14 protein-coding genes and 4 pseudogenes are annotated in these 19,201 nt (G+C 58.1%); 6 read left to right on the top strand and 12 right to left on the bottom strand.

From position 1 onward, the window contains the following. Nucleotides 1–2 precede the first annotated feature (2 nt). Genes ACVWWD_RS30385 through ACVWWD_RS30395 form a run of 3 tightly spaced genes read left to right on the top strand, consistent with a single transcriptional unit; the run spans nt 3 to nt 3,034 of the window. A complete protein-coding gene (locus ACVWWD_RS30385; RefSeq protein WP_352662105.1) occupies nt 3–851 on the top strand; it encodes a transketolase in 849 nt (282 codons plus the stop codon). Continuing rightward, a complete protein-coding gene (locus ACVWWD_RS30390) occupies nt 848–1,840 on the top strand; it encodes a transketolase family protein (RefSeq protein ID WP_457103692.1) in 993 nt (330 codons plus the stop codon). Before ACVWWD_RS30385 ends, ACVWWD_RS30390 begins: the two co-directional genes overlap by 4 nt. A gap of 9 nt (nt 1,841–1,849) precedes the next feature. Further along, nucleotides 1,850–3,034 carry a mandelate racemase/muconate lactonizing enzyme family protein gene (locus ACVWWD_RS30395; protein WP_352551521.1) on the top strand — a complete coding sequence of 395 codons (1,185 nt, stop codon included), beginning with the start codon at nt 1,850–1,852 and terminating at the stop codon, nt 3,032–3,034. Here the strand turns inward: ACVWWD_RS30395 and ACVWWD_RS30400 are convergent, their stop codons facing one another. From ACVWWD_RS30400 to ACVWWD_RS30420, 5 genes and pseudogenes are all read right to left on the bottom strand, one after another. Continuing rightward, nucleotides 3,035–4,069, bottom strand: a complete 1,035-nt coding sequence (locus ACVWWD_RS30400; RefSeq protein ID WP_352617420.1) for a LacI family DNA-binding transcriptional regulator — start codon at nt 4,067–4,069, stop codon at nt 3,035–3,037. Nucleotides 4,070–4,204: 135 nt separating this feature from the next. Beyond that, nucleotides 4,205–4,789 carry an SDR family oxidoreductase gene (locus ACVWWD_RS30405; RefSeq protein ID WP_352551525.1) on the bottom strand — a complete coding sequence of 195 codons (585 nt, stop codon included), beginning with the start codon at nt 4,787–4,789 and terminating at the stop codon, nt 4,205–4,207. 8 nt (nt 4,790–4,797) lie between these two features. Beyond that, complete coding sequence (locus ACVWWD_RS30410) at nt 4,798–5,577, bottom strand: SDR family NAD(P)-dependent oxidoreductase (protein ID WP_457103693.1); 780 nt, start codon at nt 5,575–5,577, stop codon at nt 4,798–4,800. 190 nt (nt 5,578–5,767) lie between these two features. Then, nucleotides 5,768–6,387, bottom strand: a pseudogene (locus ACVWWD_RS30415) (tyrosine-type recombinase/integrase). Between the two features lie 95 nt (nt 6,388–6,482). After that, nucleotides 6,483–7,379 (bottom strand): LysR family transcriptional regulator, encoded by an 897-nt coding sequence (locus ACVWWD_RS30420; protein ID WP_352733008.1) that lies wholly within the window; start codon nt 7,377–7,379, stop codon nt 6,483–6,485. Between the two features lie 110 nt (nt 7,380–7,489). Here ACVWWD_RS30420 and ACVWWD_RS30425 point away from each other — a divergent pair. The 3 genes and pseudogenes from ACVWWD_RS30425 to tnpC all read left to right on the top strand — a co-directional run. After that, nucleotides 7,490–8,367: pseudogene (locus ACVWWD_RS30425) on the top strand (NmrA/HSCARG family protein). Nucleotides 8,368–8,402: 35 nt separating this feature from the next. Continuing rightward, a complete protein-coding gene (locus ACVWWD_RS30430; RefSeq protein WP_352733011.1) occupies nt 8,403–8,669 on the top strand; it encodes a hypothetical protein in 267 nt (88 codons plus the stop codon). Between the two features lie 89 nt (nt 8,670–8,758). Beyond that, nucleotides 8,759–9,316, top strand: a pseudogene (gene tnpC / locus ACVWWD_RS30435) (IS66 family transposase); the annotation flags it as partial. Nucleotides 9,317–9,327: 11 nt separating this feature from the next. On the opposite strand, the pseudogene ACVWWD_RS30440 reads toward tnpC, so the two are convergent. The 7 genes and pseudogenes from ACVWWD_RS30440 to ACVWWD_RS30470 all read right to left on the bottom strand — a co-directional run. Next, nucleotides 9,328–9,690: pseudogene (locus ACVWWD_RS30440) on the bottom strand (LysR family transcriptional regulator); the annotation flags it as partial. A 152-nt stretch (nt 9,691–9,842) separates the two neighbouring features. Beyond that, nucleotides 9,843–10,736: a hypothetical protein gene (locus ACVWWD_RS30445; protein ID WP_352733295.1), complete on the bottom strand. Its 894-nt coding sequence runs from the start codon at nt 10,734–10,736 to the stop codon at nt 9,843–9,845. A gap of 59 nt (nt 10,737–10,795) precedes the next feature. Then, complete coding sequence (locus ACVWWD_RS30450) at nt 10,796–12,778, bottom strand: hypothetical protein (protein ID WP_457103694.1); 1,983 nt, start codon at nt 12,776–12,778, stop codon at nt 10,796–10,798. Nucleotides 12,779–13,254: 476 nt separating this feature from the next. Then, complete coding sequence (locus ACVWWD_RS30455) at nt 13,255–15,597, bottom strand: hypothetical protein (RefSeq protein ID WP_457103695.1); 2,343 nt, start codon at nt 15,595–15,597, stop codon at nt 13,255–13,257. After that, nucleotides 15,587–17,041: a glycosyltransferase gene (locus ACVWWD_RS30460; RefSeq protein ID WP_352733286.1), complete on the bottom strand. Its 1,455-nt coding sequence runs from the start codon at nt 17,039–17,041 to the stop codon at nt 15,587–15,589. Before ACVWWD_RS30460 ends, ACVWWD_RS30455 begins: the two co-directional genes overlap by 11 nt. Further along, entirely contained in the window at nt 17,038–18,120 is a 1,083-nt protein-coding gene (locus ACVWWD_RS30465) for a tetratricopeptide repeat-containing glycosyltransferase (protein ID WP_352597014.1), read from the bottom strand. The genes ACVWWD_RS30460 and ACVWWD_RS30465 overlap by 4 nt, the downstream gene beginning before the upstream one ends. A 100-nt stretch (nt 18,121–18,220) precedes the next feature. Beyond that, nucleotides 18,221–19,084, bottom strand: a complete 864-nt coding sequence (locus tag ACVWWD_RS30470; protein WP_352733283.1) for a hypothetical protein — start codon at nt 19,082–19,084, stop codon at nt 18,221–18,223. Nucleotides 19,085–19,201 lie beyond the last annotated feature (117 nt).

Genomic DNA, 19,201 nt, shown 5'->3' on the forward strand with positions numbered 1-19,201 from the left:
CAATGCTGCGAAACTCCCCTCCCAGCAACGCCGACATCGGCGCGCTCGAACGCAAGGCGACCCAATTGCGCCGCCACATGCTGACCATGGCGCGCGGCCAGGGCCAAGGCTATATCGGCCAGGGTCTCGGCATCGCCGATACGCTGGCTGCACTCTATTTCCATGAACTGCGCTACGATCCGCACAATCTGGCATGGCCCGACCGCGACCGCTTCCTGTTGTCGACCGGGCACTATTCGATCGCGCTGTGGGCAGCACTGGCCGAGGCCGGCATCCTTCCGGTCGAAGAACTTGTCACCTACGGCGCCGACAACAGCCGGCTGGAAATGTCGACGCTCGACACCACGCCCGGCGTCGAGATGATCGGCGGCTCGCTCGGCCATGGGCTGGGGCAAGGTGTCGGCCAAGCACTTGGGCTTCGCGTCGACAAATCCGATGCGCGCGTGTTCGTCGAACTGTCCGATGGCGAGATGCAGGAAGGCTCGACCTGGGAAGCGGCGATGTCGGCCAGCCATTTCAAGCTCGACGGGCTCGTGGCGCTGATAGACTGCAATGGCATCCAGGCTGACGGACCTGTCGTGCTCGACGTGGAGCCGGTGGCCGACAAATGGCGCGCCTTCGGCTGGCAGGCATCAGAGATCGACGGCAACGACATGGCGGCCGTGGTCGGCGCGCTGGCGGATGCAAGGAATCGCAACAGCAAGCCGAAGGCGATCGTGCTGCGCACGCTGCCGGGCAAGGGCGTGCCACGCATCGAGACCAGTGAGAAATCGCACTTCTTCCGCATCGACGTGGCGCAATGGGACGGCATCATCGCCGAGTTCGACAAAAGCGTGGGAACACCGCAATGAGAGGCGCGGTGATGGACGCCGGACGGACACTGGCCATGGGCCAGGATGAGGCGGTCGGCGGCGGCGGCCGGCCGAGCGTCGAGGCACCATTTGGCAAGGCGTTGGCGAGGCTCGGCCAGAGCCGGCCCGATATCGTCGGCCTGACCGCCGACCTCGGCAAATACACGGACATATTGCCATTCCGCGATGCCTTTCCCGGACGCTTCTTCAATGTCGGCATGGCCGAGCAGAATCTAGTCGCCGTAGCTGCGGGGTTGGCGCGCACCGGCAAGGTGCCGTTCGCCACCACCTATGGCGTATTCGCGACGCGTCGCGCCTATGATTTCGTCGCAATCGCGCTCGCCCACTCCAACCTCAACGTCAAGATCGTCGCCGGCCTGCCAGGTTTGACAACCGGCTATGGCGGCACGCACCAGGCGATCGAGGATTTGGCGCTGATGCGCATGATCCCCGGCCTGACCATCATCGACCCCTGCGACGCCACGGAGATCGAGGCCGCGACCGAGGCGATCGCCGAGCATCGGGGTCCAGTGTACATGCGGCTGCTGCGCGCCAGTGTGCCTGTCGTGTTCGAGCCCGGTTACATCTTCGAGATCGGCAAGGCGCGGCATCTTCGGGAAGGCAGCGATGTCGGCATCATCTCGACCGGCTTCATGACCGAACGGGCGCTGGATGCGGCGGATGCTTTGCGCAAACAAGGTATCTCCGCCAGCGTGCTCCATGTTCCCACGATCAAGCCGTTCGACGCTGAGGCGGTCACCGAATTTTCTGCTTCCGTTGACCGTATCGTCACGACCGAAAACCATGTTGTCGTCGGTGGGTTGGCCAGCCTTGTCGTCGAGACCTTGTTCGATGCCGGCATTGCGAAGAAGGTAACGCGCATCGGTCTGCCGGACCGCTATATCGAATGCGGCGCGGTGCCGACCTTGCAAGCCAGGTATGGGCTGACGACCGAGGCCATTGTCGCAAAGATTGCCGCGCTGAATTAGGACTGTCGCATGAAGATCACCGAGATCGAGACCTTCGCCGTCGGTGCCGGCTGGAAGAACTGGCTGTTCGCCAGAGTCCACACCGACAAGGGCGTCCACGGCATCGGCGAAGGCACGCTGAACGGTTTCATCAAGACCACCGAAGCCGGCGTGCATGAGCTCAAGCATCTCGCCATCGGCCAGGATCCGCGCCGCATCAACGCGCTGGCCAAGCGGATGCTGGACAGCGTCTCGCTCGATGGCGGCCATATCCACCGCACTGTCATCGCTGCCATCGAAGTCGCCTGCTGGGACATCCTCGGCAAAAGTCTCGGCGTCCCGATCCACCAGCTGCTCGGCGGCCAGGTGCGAGACAGCGTGCTCGGCTACGCCAATGGTTGGTATCGCACCGAGCGCACGCCTGAAGCTTTCCTCGAAGCTGCCCAGGCGGTTCTGGCCAAGGGCTTCAAGGCGTTCAAGCTGGATCCGTTCGGCACCACCCAAGGGTTCATTTCGCGTGAGGAGCTGGACCTGTCCTACGCGATCTGCCGCATGCTACGCGACAGGCTGCCCAAGGACACGCTGATCCTGATCGATGTGCATGCGCGCTTCACCGAGATCGCCGCCCTGCAGGCAGCGCAAAAATTCGCCGACCTCGACATCTACTGGTGGGAGGAGCCGACCTCGCGCGACCGCCAGGAGACCGTGCATGAAGTGGCGCATCGTTCGCCGATCCCGGTAGCGACTGGCGAGATGTACGACACGGTCGGCCAGTTCTACGCGCTGGCCGCCGGTGGCGGAGTCAACATCTTCCAGCCTGAGCCGATGTCGCTCGGCGGCATTGCGCCATCGATGCAGGTGGCCAACCTCGCGCTCGCCCATGGCAGCCATATTGCCCCGCATCAGAGCGGCGGCCCGGTGGCGACGGCGGTGTGCCTGCAACTCGCTGCGGCGGTGCCGAACTTTCTCATCCAGGAGCACTTCGACGCGTTCAATGATCCGTGGACGCCCGATCTCGTGACCTGGCATCCAACCGTCAACCCAGACAACGGCCATTTGTCGCTGCCGGACGCACCGGGGCTCGGCATCGATCTCAACATCGATGCGATCAAACATCATCCCTACGATCCCGACGCCTATCTCAACGTCCATGCCGAAGGCTGGGAAAAGCGCCTCGGCCGCCGCGAAGAGATGGCGAATAAGCAAACGTCATGATCAAGCGCTTTCGCGGTCGACAATTTCGAACCCGAGGCTGGTAATGGTCGGCACTTTGGTGTCACCGCCGAGCCTTGCCAGCAACTGCCGCACCGCGCGCCGGCCCATCTCGTAGCGATTGACCTTCACCGTGGTCAGCGGCGGATAAAGCTGCGCGGCGAGATCCATGTCGCCATAACCGGCAATTGCGATCCTGCCCGGTACCGCCCAGTGCCGGCGATGGCATTCCTGCACAGCGCCGACGGCCAGCGTGTCACTGGAAAAGAAGATGGCGTCGATATCCCTGTGGCGAGAGGTCAACGTCACCAGCGCCTCGGCGCCGCCCTGCGCGGTGATCGGCACCTCGACCTCCATGTCGGCATGGTTCTTGATGCCGAGTTCAGTGAGCGCGGCATGGTAGCCGGTGCGGCGCTGCTGCAGTCGGTCATTGCCATGGATCGGCGTCGAGACGAAGCCGATGCGCTTGTAGCCTTTGGCCGCCAGATGCATGGTCATGGCGTAAGCGGTCTCGAAATTGGAGACGCCGACCACCATGTCGATCGGCCTGCGGCCCTTGATCTCGGAAATCTCGACCACCGGCGCACCGCTGCTCTTCAGCAAGGCGCGCGCCGTCTCGCTTTGCACGAAGCTTTGCAGGATCATCCCGATCGGGCGCCAGCCGAGCAGATTCCGGATCGATTTCTCCTCGGCTTCCTGTGTGAACTCGCCCTGGACCAGAAGCATCGAATAGCCGCTCTCATGGCATTCGTCGGACATGCCTTGGACTTGTTCGGCGATGCCGGAATTGATCAGCGGCGGCACGACCGTGCCGATCATGCGGCCATTGCCGCGCATGCTGGACGCCAGCCGGTTGGGGACGAAGCCGGCCTGCTCGATGGCTTCAAGCACTTTGGCGCGCGTCTCTGGCGATACCATGTCGGGATTGGACAGCGCGCGCGACACTGTCATCGGCGCCACCCCAACGCGCTTGGCGATCTCGCGGACGCCAAGGCGCTCCGGCGGCCTTCTTTCGCCGCCGCCAGATTTTGCGGCCATCAGTCTGCTCCGCGAACCATTTGCCGCATCTTAGGGACCGAACCGGTGAGTTTCCACTCAAGGGACGACAGTCTAGCAGCATTGTCAGTTGTCCCGGTGGCAGCGCAGCATAGCGAGCCATTCACTGTCAACGCTTCAGAAATTGCGCCCATAGCCTGCCATCCATCCACCATCGACGCTCAGCATCTGGCCAGTTGTATAGGTGTTCAGCGGATCGCAGAAGAACAGCACCGCTGCCACTGCTTCCTCGATGCATCCGGCGCGGCCAATCGGCGTGTGGCTAAGCATCGCCTTGTCGCCGGAGACCATGGTTTCATACTCGACCGCACCGACACCGACGGCATTGACCAAGACCTTCGGGCCAAACTCCATGGCCAGCGTTCGCATGCCGGCGAGGATAAAGGCGCTCTCCATTGAAAAGCGCGGGTGGCGGCGCATCGGCATGCCGGCGACTACGGAGACCAGAAAGACGATGCGGCCGCTGCCGCGATCGGTCATGGTCATGGCAGCCTTTCGCGCATCGCCATAAAGGGATTTCGGGTCCCCTGCCGCCGTCCCCGGCCGCAGCGGACAGGACATCAGCAGGATATCAGCTTCACGAGCATGAGAGCCCTCTACCAATTGCCCGCCATTGGCCTGCAACGCGGCAAGCGCTGCCTCGGCTAACAGATTGCTGTCGCCATCCAGTGCAACGGCGGCGCCATTGAGCTCAATTTCCATGGCGGCGCTCACATCATATATCCCGCCGTCCAGCCGCCATCGACGGCCAGCACCTGGCCGTTGATATAGCTGGCAGCCGGAGAAGCCAGGAACAACACTGTCTCCGCGATCTCTTCCGGCTGGGCGGGCCGTCCGAGTGGAACATGGGCGAGAAACTCTTGAGTGCGCCCGGCAAACTTACCGTCATCACCATAGAATAGCTTGGCTGTCAGGGCCGTCATCACCGAGCCCGGCGCGATAGCATTGGTAAGGATGCCCTTTGCCCCCAATTCGATGGCCATCGACCGCGTCAAATGAATGATGCCAGCCTTGGCGGCGACAAATGGGCTCTGTAAGCGCATGGCAGCAAGCCCGACGACCGAGGCGATGTTGATGATGCGCCCACCGTTTCCTGCGGCCAGCATGGGCGCAAGCGCAGCTCTGCTCATGGTGTAAAGTCCGTCAAGATCGATACCGGTGATGCGATCCCATTCCTCGGCAGGAAACTCGTCGATGGTGACCCGATGCGCCAGCGTGTTGACGCCGGCATTGTTGACGAGAATGTCGAGCCGGCCGTATCGTTCTATCGTTGCTGTGACCGCAGCGTCTACCGATGCGGCATTGCGGATGTCGACTGCGCAAGCCATCGCTCCATCCAGGCCCGCAGCAACGCGCTCTGCGCCTTCGAAGTCGATATCAGCGACAATGATCGCTGCGCCATTGGCGGACAGCCGTCTGGCGACGGACCTTCCGATCGCACCGGCTGCCCCGGTAACCAGCGCAATCTTGCCACTCAAATCGCACCGCATAGCCCACCGTAACCGCCTTTTGGATTATGCTATTATAATAATTCCCACTGGACAAGAAACTTGCCGCAGAGGGAGCCGAAATCTGTCGGTCTTTTGATGTCAGCTTTTCGAGGTAGAATGGACACCCTCAATGGCCAAGATGAGGCGCAAATTGGTCACGGCTCCACTCGTGAAGTGGAGCCGCACCTGATCAAACCTCAGTTGCCTCGGAACGTTCGAGAGCATCCTCAACATCGACTCCCAGATAGCGGACCGTGTTCTCGATCTTAGTATGACCGAGCAAAATCTGGATGGCTCGCAGACTTCCCGTCGCTTTGTAGATAATCGAGGCCTTGGTGCGACGCAGGGAATGGGTTCCGTATTCCTCTGGCCTAAGCCCGATCGCCCCGACCCATTCGTCTACGAGGCGTGCATACTGGTGAGCCCTTGGATTGATCCTGCTCGGAAACGCTTAATCATCGACTGTTCCGCCGCGTCGCTCCAGCCATGCGAGAAAGCTGGAGCGTACGTCGCTCATCAACTCGAACTGACAGGTCGGCCAGTTTTCTGTTGGATGACCATCGCGCGAGTTCGGACTTCCGGTCCTACCACGAGGTTGCCGATTTTGATCTTGACGAGATCGCAGCCGCGCAACTTGCTGTCGATCGCCAAATCGAAGAGCGCTCTGTCTCGCAGACGCAGCTCTCGATCGAGAAAGAAGCGTATCGCCCATATCTGTCGAGGTTTCAGAGGTCGTTTCGTCCCGACCTTCTTCCCGGCATTCCATGCCCGGCGATCGGAGTCGGTGAGGTCGTAGCACGAGTGTCCCATTTTGCTTCTCCTTCGGCCATGATTGGCCACCAGAGAAACGCCGCTAGACTGTTGCGGGGCCGGAAGTTGACAGTCCGCTTTCGGCAGGTGCTTGTTCAGGGTGCAGGAACAAAAACTTTGGTCGGAAACGACCTCTCCATCAAATCCAGGAAAGCGCGAACCTTCGCTCCGATAAGACGTCGCGAGCTTTGGAGCGCCCAGATTTGCACAGACGGACCGGCATGAGTTCCCCAGCAAACGAGTCGGCCCGCCTCGACATCGCCTTCCACAAGAAGCTTCGGAAGCAACGCCGCGCCCGCATTTGCCAGAACGGCATCGCGCACCATAAGCAGAGAAGAGAAGCGCAGGATCGGCTCGGGCTTGAAAAGGACTTCGTCCTCAAGATCGGATTTCATGCGCCAGATGACGTCCAGCGATGTCGCGCTCAGCAAGACCGCCTTTACGGGACTCGCTGCACCGCCCGGCACGGGCTGAGGGCGCGGCATGTCCGGCGAGGCAACGATCAGGCGCTCGTCGTTAAGAAAACGGCGACCGATGAGCCGTTCATCCGGTGAAGGATCGATCCGGATAACAAGGTCGTAGCCATCCTCGACCGGATCGACCTTGCGATCCTCGGCAACAATCTCAAGCTTGACCTCCGGATAGGCGAGCGCGAAACGGGTGCCGATCGTGGGAAGCGCCACATGCGCGAAAACCATGGGAGCGCTCACCCGCAGCCTGCCTCTCGGGGTCGACGCACCCAACACAATTGCCTCCCCCGCCTCCGCAATTTCCGACAGCAATCCATCGGTGCGCTCGTGAAGCGCTTGGCCTTCGTCTGTCAGTCGCAGACTTTGGGATCCACGCTCGATCAGCCTCACGCCAAGGCTATGCTCGAGTTCGCTCACATGGCGAGACAGTGTCGCCTTGGATCGGCCGGAGATGCGGCCGGCTCGCCCGAAACCGCCATGGGCGGCAACGAGATTGAAGTCGGCCAAAGCCTCGAGATCCATGGTGATGTTCCAATATTGAGACGAGCTATCTCGATCATGCCCTCTCCCGTTCATCTTTGGAACGTCTATCTTCCTCATGGACAGAACAGAAATCTTAAGGAGTTTTCACAATGGCTATTTTGGTAACCGGCAGCACCGGGACGATCGGCTCCCAGGTCCTGGCCCACCTGCAGGGGCGCAACGTCGAGGTTCGCGCCCTGACGCGTTCTCCTGAGACGGCGCAGCTTCCCGCTGGCGTAAAGGCGGTCCGCGGTGACCTCGCCGATCCGGATTCGGTCCGCGCGGCACTGCAAGGCGTCAGCACATTGTTCCTGCTCGCGCCGAATGTCGCCGATGAATTGACCCAGGCCATGCTGACCCTGACAGTCGCCCTCGAGGCTGGCATCAAGGGCATCGTCTATCTCTCGGTGTTCGGCGGCGACGGCTATGCCGAGGTGCCGCATTTTGCGGGCAAGTACACGGTCGAGCGCATGATCGATGCGCTTGACCTGCCGGCGACGATTCTGCGTCCCGCCTACTTCATCCAGAACGATCTTCGTCAGAAGGACGGACTTCTGAAGACCGGCATTTATGGCTCGCCGATCGGCAAGAAAGGCGTCTCGATGGTCGATATCCGCGACATCGGCGAGGCTGCCGCGATCGAACTGGTTCGCCGCGAGCAGGCAGCGACGCCGCTCGAACGCGAGACCTACGCCCTGGTTGGTCCGGACAGTCTGACCGGCGAAGGTATCGCCGGTATCTGGAGCGAAGCCCTCGGCCGCGCGATCCGCCATGGCGGCGACGATCTCGTCGTCATGGAGCAGCGCACGAAGACGATGCTGCCCGCCTGGCATGCGCTCGACCTGCGCCTGATGTTCAGCCGGTACCAGACGGAAGGCGCGGTGGCGACCGCTGACGACATCGAGCGCTTGACCAAACTGCTGGCCACGCTCCCCGCTCCTATGCCGCTTTTGCCAGGGATGCCGCCGCCCAGTGGGCGAACGGCTGAGCCCGCACGTTACCCCCCAACCAAGGAGACCTGCCATGACGACGATCCATCCCCTCTCCCCTGAAGATGCTCCCGCGGCAGCCGCGATGCGACAGGCCGCCTCGGCCCATAAGGGTGAAAAACTCGGTCCCGAGGCGCGGCCGATGTTCGACGCCATGTTTGCCGCAACACCCGCCGCCACGGATGTGCGGGTCGAACCCGCGACGGTCGGCGGCGTTGCGGGCTTCTGGCTTCGACTGCCTACCGCGCGACCGGGCGCGCGCATTCTCTCTGATTTGGCAATGTCGAGACCAACCACGTGAACTTCATCTGGCATGGTAATATCCTTCTGTTTGACCACACCTCATACTCCCCGCCACAGGGCGGAAGCGGAAGGGGGCGTCCATGCCATCATGTCCGTCGCCGGTTCCACGAACTGGCCCAGTCCGGACCCGCGCCGATCGCCACGGAGGCGCTCCAGCTCATCGCCGAGCTCTACAGGATTGAGAGCGAGATACGGGGACGCTCGCCCGAAGAGCGGCGCACCGCCCGCCAGGAGAGAAGCCGCCCCGTCATCGATACCCTCCAGCCATGGCTGCGCGAGAAGCTCACCCTGGTCAGCCAGAAGAGCAACCTCGCCGAAGCAATCCGCTACCCGCTCTCGCGCTGGGCCGGACTTGGTCGCTTCCTCGACGACGGCCGCGTCGAGATCGACTCCAACGTCGTCGAACGCTCGATCAGGCCAATCGCCCTCAATCGGAAGAATGCGCTCTTCGCCGGTTCCGACGGCGGTGGCGAGCACTGGGCGACCATCGCCTCGCTCGTAGAAACCGCGAAACTCAACGGCGTCGACCCGTACGCCTACCTCGCCGACGTCATCACCCGCATCGTCGCAGGCCATCCGCAAAGCCAGCTGGACGACCTGCTGCCCTGGGCCTATGCCCCCGCGCCGCTCAAGGCCGTGGCCTAAGAACAGCGGTTACGCTTCGTCTTGCGTGTCTCTCCCTGTGTGAGAAGCCGAGCGTCCCATGCATGGGCAGGTCGGTGCCTGGCACCCTCACCATTTAGAGAGTTGGCATCTCCGACGAAGCACGGCAGCTTCGTCATCCCGATCCCTTGCTGCGCCGATACGAACCGCGTCTCGGCGTCCGGGGTCCTGAACGGAATTCCCGTGGTGTGAACCTCTCCCTCGCGCGCCCAGTTCGGGAGTCCACGATCGTCTATGACGATCCATCGGATGGGATCAGGCGCGGCCGCACGCCACGCGGCCAGTCGATTGCGAGACATGTAGACGCCGCTGAACAGCTCCGGCCCGAACCTGAGCGCAAGCCCGGAAAGCCGCAGGGTGGTGACCAAGGCGCGGAGCCGCATGCCACAGGCTGCCGTTTGTGTACGTTCAAATCACGGTCACGGCCTCGTTCCGCAGTCGCTGCGGCGGCTTTGTCTCCCATTTGCGCTTGGTGAATTCCGGCCACACCTCGCTCACCTTTGGCTGGTCAGGCGATACGCAACAGTTCGCGCAGGCGGAGTGGCAGTCGCGGCGAGGCTTGCAGCTCGGTACAGCTCGCCTCCCATCGCTTCAGATAGTCGGCGATCGGGATACCGGTACGGCCGGGCCAGCGGTTGAGTGCGCCCAGCGCCTCGACGCAGTTCGGCGTGCGTTCGTATTCGGCAAGGATGGTCAGCGACATTGCCTGGGCGAATGGATTGAGGGCGGGCATTTCGATCTCGCTGCGATGGTCGGCGTACCACGCTACGGCGTCGTGGGCGAGCCCCTGGCTGTCAACGAGCGTGGTATAGCGGTCGATGATATCCTGGCGGTACCGGGCTATGGCATCGCCGAAAGCATTGTCGCCCGCGAAGGGCGGGGCCTCCTTCCAGCTCGGTGCCAGACGCCCGAGGCCGCGCAGCGAGAAGGCCTCGACCATCGCCTCCTCCAGCCATTGGCAGGGCGCCGCCGGTTTGGCATCCGCCTGCCAGCTGTTGGCCGTGACGTGACCGAGTTCGTGCCCGAACTGGTAGGCAAGCTTCGACCAGTCGCGCTCGCCTATGTCGACAATGATCCACGCCATGCTGCTGCCGTCCGGATGCAGCCAAACGGACGGTGGGCCCGACGTGTGTTCGTCGACGCGCAGCCGAACCGGTTGGCGGTCGGAGACGAGGCGGACCCCATCCAGGCAGGCGTGCCGCATGCGCTCGACGACCTGATCGGCGGAGCGAGGAAGCATGTGGCCCCAATCGCCGGCGAGTTCGATCGGCGCGGAGAGGAGGGAGGAGCCCAAAGATCGAGCCGGAGAGTTCATGGCATTACAACTCAAACTCAGACTGCCGGAAAACGTCACAAGCCCGGCGATTGATCCCAAACGAAGCGCGAATTCGCGCCTATTCATAGCGAGTTCCTATTAAGCCTTGTGATCTACAGCGTTCAAAGCCAGGGACCATTTAGGTCTCAGCTTTGTGTTAGAAAATTTGGCGCGCTTGTGTACGCTGTTGATCCTGAGCCCAGCATCAACTCTCCCTTGCGCGAGAGCAGCAGCTTTATGAGGTTTTCCTTGAGGTCGGTATCAAAAGTGCACCCCACATACGCATGAACCACAGGATGATAGTTGAGTATGCCTACCAAAGCACCTGTCACCCGGGCATCCAAAAACACAGCGTCACTGCGATATGGTTCCGGGATCAGCTGCCTTAGATAGGTACTGGATTGAGCGCTCGTAATACAAATTGCGGCACCAAGTCCTGCCACGCGGCTTAACGTGTCCAGAGAATGCCGGAGCTTTTCAAGTTCCGAATGCTCGTTTCCGAGCAAGAAATGAATGAGCGGTCGAAAGAGTGAAAAATCGCTTTGAGCCTGCGTGTTGCTGTCGAGTATTTTTAGTCGCTCGGGAATGATTTGCCCGAGAGCCGGATTGCATGGCTCAAAAACGATTTGCGGGCGCCTCTCGATCAGTTTCAGCGCAACTGGCCCGAACGCGACCTTGCGACGGAATGCAATTGCTCCTGGCGCAAGCGATGCCGCCAGCGCGCTCGATTCAGCCGGGCGCTCTCTGCCAAAGTCGATCGGCTGCGCGGCCAGCGAGTATACCCGTCGATCGGCGTGGCTGAGCCAAGAGTAACGGCGCAGAAGGGCTAAACCTTCGATCGTGTCCGCTCTAACTAGTTGGTAGCGCTCCCACTCCCGACACCAATGTTTTGGGCGAACAAAACCATCCAGGTCCGATCCCAGACAATGGTCGCCGGTACGGATGCCGACACTGCCATCGGAAAAAGTCTCAATATCGCAGTCAAAGCTTGTGGAGGTCACGTGCGTTGTGGCGTCGTTGTCAGCCGTTCCAAAAGAGAGCTGGCGAACCTCCCCAGGAGACTTTCCTTGCGCCAACAATCGGCCCGTCTGACCCGCTAATTCAATCGCAAGGCTCCACGGCGCGATGCCAAAAGGTGCGTGGCGAACCCGTCGGAGATCGCTATCAAAGAATACTACGGTATCATGATGAGTAATGAGGTAATTCTGATCTGACAAAGCCGGCACATTCTCGGCTAGGAGTGAAGCGTCGGTATCGAAATCGTCGGCGGCGGCGTTGCTGGCAACCCCGGCATGGTAACGGCCAGGCTCATCGGAGCTTCCCTGTCTCTGATCGTCCAGATGGTCAGCGGTGACCGCGATTGAATTTGCGATGCTCCAGCGGCCTTCTTGTCCCAGTTCTCCCGCGCCTACGAACATCCGATCCATCCGAATCTTACCCAGAGCCGAGCGCGGATTGTCGGCATAGTTATTCGGCATGTGCCATACCCATGCAAAGGCCGGAACTGTGCCGGCTTTCTGATAAATTGGCGCAACGTATCGACTTTGGAAGGGTGCCGGGACATTCTCCAAGCACAGTCCCATAGCTGCCCGCTCCGCCACACCCCATGGACATACTGTCCCGCTTGCCTGTCGGTCGAATGAGGGCGATTGGACATATTCCGCACCAAGTTCGAGATCGAGGATGAACAGGGGATTGTAAGGATTCGGCATGTTCACCAGCACCAAATCACCTAGCAACACATGGGATTGAACCGGTACGTAGACCGGCCAAAAAACGTCGCTGGAGGTGAAGCCGCCGAGGGCTGTGCTGTATTCCACCCGAATGAACGAGGGCAGTAGCCCAAATGTGCGAAGCGCCTCGCGGTACTCTACGAAATAGCAAAAATTCATAAAACTAAGACGAATGTCGTTCTCGAGGTAGATGAAGTGCGTGTAGCGGCCGTGATTCTCCTTAATGAAGTCTTTAGCGATAATCGACTTGTGACACCACGTCAGATCCCAACCGTTAGTCAGATCACCGTAACTGCGGACCGTCCCTGTGCCACTCGTTAGCGTCTCTCTGCAAAGGCGATTGAGCGCGCCCAATTCATCTTTTTGGAGCGTGTTCGTTACGATGATGACATCCATCGACGCCACCGGATATTCGGCCAGCGAACGGAGGACTTCCGCCAAGTAGCCAAGGCGGGTCCGATCAAAATGGAAAGTGATGGCGCATAGAATGCGAGCTCTTTGTGCTCGCTCAGAAACTATCCGATTACGCCAAACAGACAACTAAGGAGAACCCTTCTGGAGTCAAAAAAAGATAAGCGAAACTCTTTTTGATATACATCTGCAAATTGAAAAGCCAGATATGACTCTCAATTCTGTCCAGTCGCTGGCGAGTTCGATGGGCGCGGAGAGGACGGTTGGAGGCGTAAGGAAGACTTAGCAGCTGCATCTGCAAACTTTGTGGTCACGCCAACGCAATGTGTCAATGTCTCCCCGAATTGATACGACGGCCGCCGAGCCGGTCGCGATTGTCACGAGCTCTCGCCTCATCACGACCTGCCTCTCTCAAGTTGTCGCGCACCTTCATGCGCGGCGCCAGCGAAAAATGCTGCTATCTAAAGCCGAGCCGATTCAAACAGCTCTATCCAGGAATCCACAGTGAACCTCCAATCGAACATTCTGGCAGCTTCTTTGCCCTTCGCGCACTTTTCAACAAATTCTTTTGGATTATTCGCATAATATCTCAGAACGTCGGTGGTAAATCTCACGTACTTTTCAGCATCGATCGGGGCAATTATGCCGAGCCCGTCATATGCTCTCAACGGAAATACACCGACTGGTGTGCTTATCACAAGCCTGCCCGCCGCTGCGGCCTCCGTTGCTGGCATTGGGCCGCCGGCCTCTATAAGAGAACAGACGAGCACCGCATCAACAGACTGATAATATTTTGGCATCTCATGGATTGGGGTGTTTCCTCCGATCCAAAATCCGGCAGGTTTGAATTTCAACCCAGCTCCATCTGCGCAGTCCTTAGCAAGCTGCCCTCTCTTGATCTCGACGCCGAATTTGTTCTTCGCGGATAACGAGCTCGCGCAGCCTACAGTAAGCAGTTTTTCGGGAATTTGGCCTTCAAATTCTGCGTAGTCCATTCCTAAGGAAACTATCTTGGGAATGATAGGAACCCCAAGCGTCAGCGAATCCCAAAGCAAAGTCGGGCCTACGACTCCATATCCGGCCAACTCTCCAAAAATGTCACGCCCACACCTATCGATTATCTCTTGTATATCAAAGGTCCAATGGGATAACCCTAGGATCTTCTTCGGTGAAACACCGTATATATCACGCAATATGTGGATCGTATCCAGGCCGGCTACCACAAGATCGTAAAAGTCAACTAGCTCATGTATATAGGATCCATGCATCTTGCGATAGTCAATAACGTCAGCTATATAGTTCTTCTTGTATAATATCTTGCACAGATCATAATATACGCGACCATTTGACCATTGTGTCGGTCCAAAGAAAGCGATCTTCTTTTTTGCTGAAGAGGTGTTAACTCTGGCACGAGCTAGCGGGTGCACCACTGTGGCCGCCACTCCGGGTTTGTCGATACTATGCGTAGCCATATGCGGCGTGGGCAATGTCTCAGCAGGCCATACTTGGATAGACCAATCTTCGGATGTGACAAAACTTTCCCATGCCGAGCAGACTGCTCTCGATAACGTAATTCGTCCATCGGGTTCGGCGCAAACAAACGCGCTTCTTGCGGTGAAGCCGACAAGCCCTCTTTCAAGTTGTAAGGCTTCGAGAAGGGTCCCTTCTGCTGTTTCAGTGGCCCGAGAGACGAGACATGAATGATGGGGAAGACAAGCAATCGGCTCCCACGTCGCTCCGTTGTCAAAGGCCAGCCAACCACGGCTCGAACTGCCAGCTAATAAGGTGTCAGCGACGAATACTACATTCGCGGGGCTGGTGGTTGGGTCTCCGTGCCTTAGCTCCCCTGCAGGGAGATCAATATACAGCACCGTGCCGCCTGAGGTGAACACCCGAGTGCGCGGCGCAGTTGATGAACGCAGCTCCGCAAATGATGTCGACGCGCTCGTTTGCGCGACTCCTTCTGTGCCTTCATCATCTTCATCCGCCCGGCGCCTCCCTATTACGATCAGCCTTGTAGGGCCCCCGGTGCCGTCGAAGGGAGGGAACTGAGCAAAGGAGGCTATGAGCGCATCAGAGTCTGTCATGAATTCGGATGAGAGGACCGGATTGTTGATGTACTTGCGGTGTTCAAAATATGACACAAAGAATTCCGCTGTCTTAGGCACTTCTGGAAGAATTGACTCATAAATATATGGCTGCCAACCCAGGTCTTCTATGATGTACAACCCCCCCGGCCTTAGGCACGGAAACAGTACCTTGAATGCCAATTGCTGATGAAAAGATGCGTGTGATGCGTCATCAATAATGACATCAAAGCCGTTCGCGATTTCGGCAAGCTTGCGCAAATCTGCCTCTGCGCCAGCATCTCCTCTCACGAATGTAAAGCGCGGGTGCGCGATATGGGAGAAATCGGAGATGTCAAATCCAAAAACCTGTGCTTTACTAAAATAAGTAAGCCACATCTGCACAGACGGTGGAATGACCTTGCGGTCTCTCGGTCCCCCAACCTCTGGGCCGCCAACAGCTAAGCCTAGTTCTAAAAGGTTTATACTCTCGTGCCGAAATGAACCAAAAGTAAGATCATAGATGTATGTGTATTTGTTTGGTGCCAATCCGAGTGGAGTCATCGCGGACCCTTTGTCGGAGCCGAAGTTGTTCGCCAGAGTGGTTAGGTTAAAGTTGCGCACCTTGTTACCTTGCCGTGATTTCCTTGTGATGCGTGCTACCCCATATTTCTGTTGTTGCGGCGTTTGTACGCACGTGCTGTGATCTAGATCGTGTCTCGACGGATCATGCCGCATCTATTAGTTCTGTCCAATCTTTGATTTGATGCTTCCAATCAAAAACCTGTGCAGCCTCTTGTATAGAGCGACATTTTTTCACGAACTCGTTGGGAGCGTCTCTGTAGTAGCTCAACGTGGCGGTCGCAAACGCGCGGAATTTTGCTGCTTCGATTGGGGCTATGATGCCAGCGCCCTGGTAAGCTTTGAGGGGGAAGTGTCCAACGGGAGTGCCTATCACTAGTCTGCCCGCAGCTGCGGCTTCCATCACTGGCAGCTGGGCAGCCTCACTGATCGAACTGGTCACCACCGCATCAACGCTACGATAGAAGTTGGGCATATCGTGAAACGACATCTGGTTTCCGGTCGAACCGGCTATCTTGAACGCGAGACCAGCGTCGGCAGCTGCCGCCTCTGCGAGTTCGCCACGCTTCCATTCCACACCAAATGTCTTGACCGACATCGATGAAGCATAACCGACTGTCTTCAACGTTTTGGGAATTTCAGCGTAGAATTCATCAAAATTTATTCCAAGAGACGCTACCATTGGAGCTCTGGGAACGCCACGCATGAGAGATGCGCAATATACGTATTCGCTCACCACACCGTAGTTGGCAAATTTCTCGAAGACTTCGATCCCCTTCTGCTCGATTAACATCCGTATATCGAACTCGTGATGCGAAATGGCGATGATCTTGTCGAAAGGGACCTTATAGCGGTCGACCAGTGTGGCGATTCCGTCCAAGGCCGAAATGACGAAATCGTAGTAGGGGAAAAGGTCTTGAGCGTACAAGGCGTGGTCTTGCTGCCAATCAAGTATGTCGACCAGATAGCCTCTGTCATGAAGATGCCTGGACAGATCGTAGTAAACTCGCCCGTGGGACCATTTTGGGTAGCCGTAAATCAAAATCTTCCTCGCCACCGGCTGGCGGTTGGATTTCATCCGCGTCAATGGATGAACGATGTAGCTCACCACATGGCTTTTGTTGAAGGCGTTGTCGCGGCGCCAAGCATCGTTGATGGCAACCCCAGGGGTGTCGGTGCACCAGTTCTCAGAGGCGATGAACAATTCCCAAATGCTACAGACAGAGGCCTGATGCATCATCCGGCCGTCGGGTATGGCCGACAGAAAATGACCGCCGGATCGCAGTGCAAGCAGGCCGCGTTCCAGAGGAATCAGTTCGAGCGTCGTACCAGTATCTGGTCGATCTTTGCTCCGCGAGGTCGGTGAAGTGTGGCACATAGCGGCGAAGCAGTGAATTGACTGCTGCAATCCGTCGGCAGCAAAGATCAACTGACTCCGCCTGTAGCCGTCCGTCGGGGCCCAATCGGCATCCAAGAAAACGTTCACAGGGCTATCTTCGATTGCGCCGTGCCGCAGCTCGCCGGTGAATGGATCGACGAAAAGTACCGTTCCGAATGCCGTAAACAGTCGAGCGGGAGAAGATTGGAATTGCTTGGTCATTGTTGCGGCCACACCTCTTCCCGCCGCCCATTGAAGAAATTGAGATTGTTTTTCAGGCGCTGATTGTTTGGGTCGAGGCCAAGCGCAAGTCGCCCCCACTCGACCGCCCGGTCCATGAGATTGAGGTGCCAAGACGCGATAGCACCAAGATCATACAACCGGAATCCCCAGCTGTTCGGGTCGTCCAGATAGCTACCGGTGCGGTGCGTCTTCTCGAGCCCATTGGTGCAAGCCCAAAAGAGGTTCAGCCAGTCCGCCTTGCCGTGGAACTCCTCGGCCAGGTCGAGCCAGATCTCACGTCGGTGAGGCGCTTCCAACCGGGCCTTGTCCAGCCAGGACAATCGCTGCTCCGGTAGCATACGCGCGATGTAGCGCATCGCTTCGGATCGTTCTTCCGCCCACTTGCTTGTCGGCAACGCAAGGTAACGTTCCAGCAATGGAATCGCCCGCTCGTGTTGGTTGGCCCACATCAAATCCCGCCCGAGCCAGAAGCAGATCTGCGCGTCGTCGGGATTTTCCTTGTGTGCCACTTCCATCAGCGGCAGGTAACTGCTCCTCGTTGGCTTGGCGAGATCCTGCACCTCGAACATAACGATGTCGCTGCTGTTCGCCGTGACTTCCGTTTCTCCGGTGAAGACCAGAGCTTCGTGGACTGGCCGCCTGAAGCGATATCCCCAGCGATGATGAAAGTTTTTCGCTGGCCAGTTACGAAGTGGCGTCGGGTCGTTGACGCTCGCTCTGTAGACCGTCTGGCAATAGAGGGCTGTCGTCTCAGGCATCCAGACAGCCTCGAGCTTTGGCCGCCAGCCGGGCTCAAGAAACCGGTCCATATCCATCGTACAGCAGACATCGACATCGGAAGGGATCAGCGCCATGGCGGCGTTGCGGGCGTCGTCGAAACGCCATGGGCGGACCGCTATCCGGTGCACGGTAACGCCGGCAGCGGTCAGCCGTTTCACCGTGTCGTCAGTACTACCGGTGTCGGCCACAATGCGATAGTCGGCGTCGACGACCGAATTGGCCCAGCGTTCAGCGTTTTCGGCTTCGTTCAAGGCGATGGTGTAGACGGCGATCTTCACGAAGTCGCACCTTCCTAGAGGACTAGAGTTCGAGGAAGAAGTTCACGGCCTCCAACCCTCCATTTAAGAAATGTCTCCATTTCACGAATTATTTATATTTTCACTCAGAGATTTTAAGAAACCGCTCTATCGTTTTTGGGGAAGTCCAATGCCCCCGCTGGTAAAACCAATTATAGTCCGCAGGGAAAAATAATTCTTGTATGTCAGTCGGAACGTCGGAGAATCTGTTGAGACGATCCGATTTGACAAAAAATGCGTTAGCTCCAGTGACATTGCAGCAGACTAATACGTATCCGGCTGAACGCATCACATCTATAAATTCCTGAAGTGACGCGCCTTGATAGTCGCTAGCATCCCAAGAATACGACGAATCGTATTTTATTCTCCATCTTACCGGCGGTGGAAACTTTCCATTATATTCAACAACGTAAACTTCCGGACGATGACCCGCCTCAAGGAGAGCCTCCAAGATGTAAATATCATTGCCGTCAAGATCAATACTAATGAGGTTCGCACCTTGCGCGTCTATAGATGCCAGGCTAGCAGAAAGCATCTCAATGCAATTCTCTTTCGTTATCCATTTCTTGGAGAAACGGAGATTTGTGCATTTGTCTGGCAGCGTAAAACTTAACTCATCGTTCCCGATCCACAACACTCTCCATCCAAGCATCAACAAAATAAGGCTGTTGTTCTCCAGTCCATTTCCGACACCAAGCTCCAAAGCGACGCCTTCCTCTAAGCCAATTCGCCGGAGTATTTCTATTATAATACCGTCTTCATCATTTTGCGAAAAGTATTTCGCTCCACTGCGCACGAGAGGATTGCCGCTATTTGCTCTCTTTGCCATCCAATAATGCTCGAGCTGCATATCAAGCCGACGGTTCAGTGCCTTTCGCTGCCAAATTGCATCTATGGCCCCGGTAAACGTTTTGTTTAGTGTCTGCCCGAGTTCGTCGGAGTTCATTTCAGGTCTCCTGTCTAAATTGGACATGATAAGGCACGGCCGACCAGGTCCTCGTTAGGAACATGCTCTCTATTGTGTCGACGAATACGGAGGTGGTTCACGAGCGAGTCCCGCGCC

It is taken from the genome of Mesorhizobium sp. URHB0026 (genome assembly GCF_054059755.1).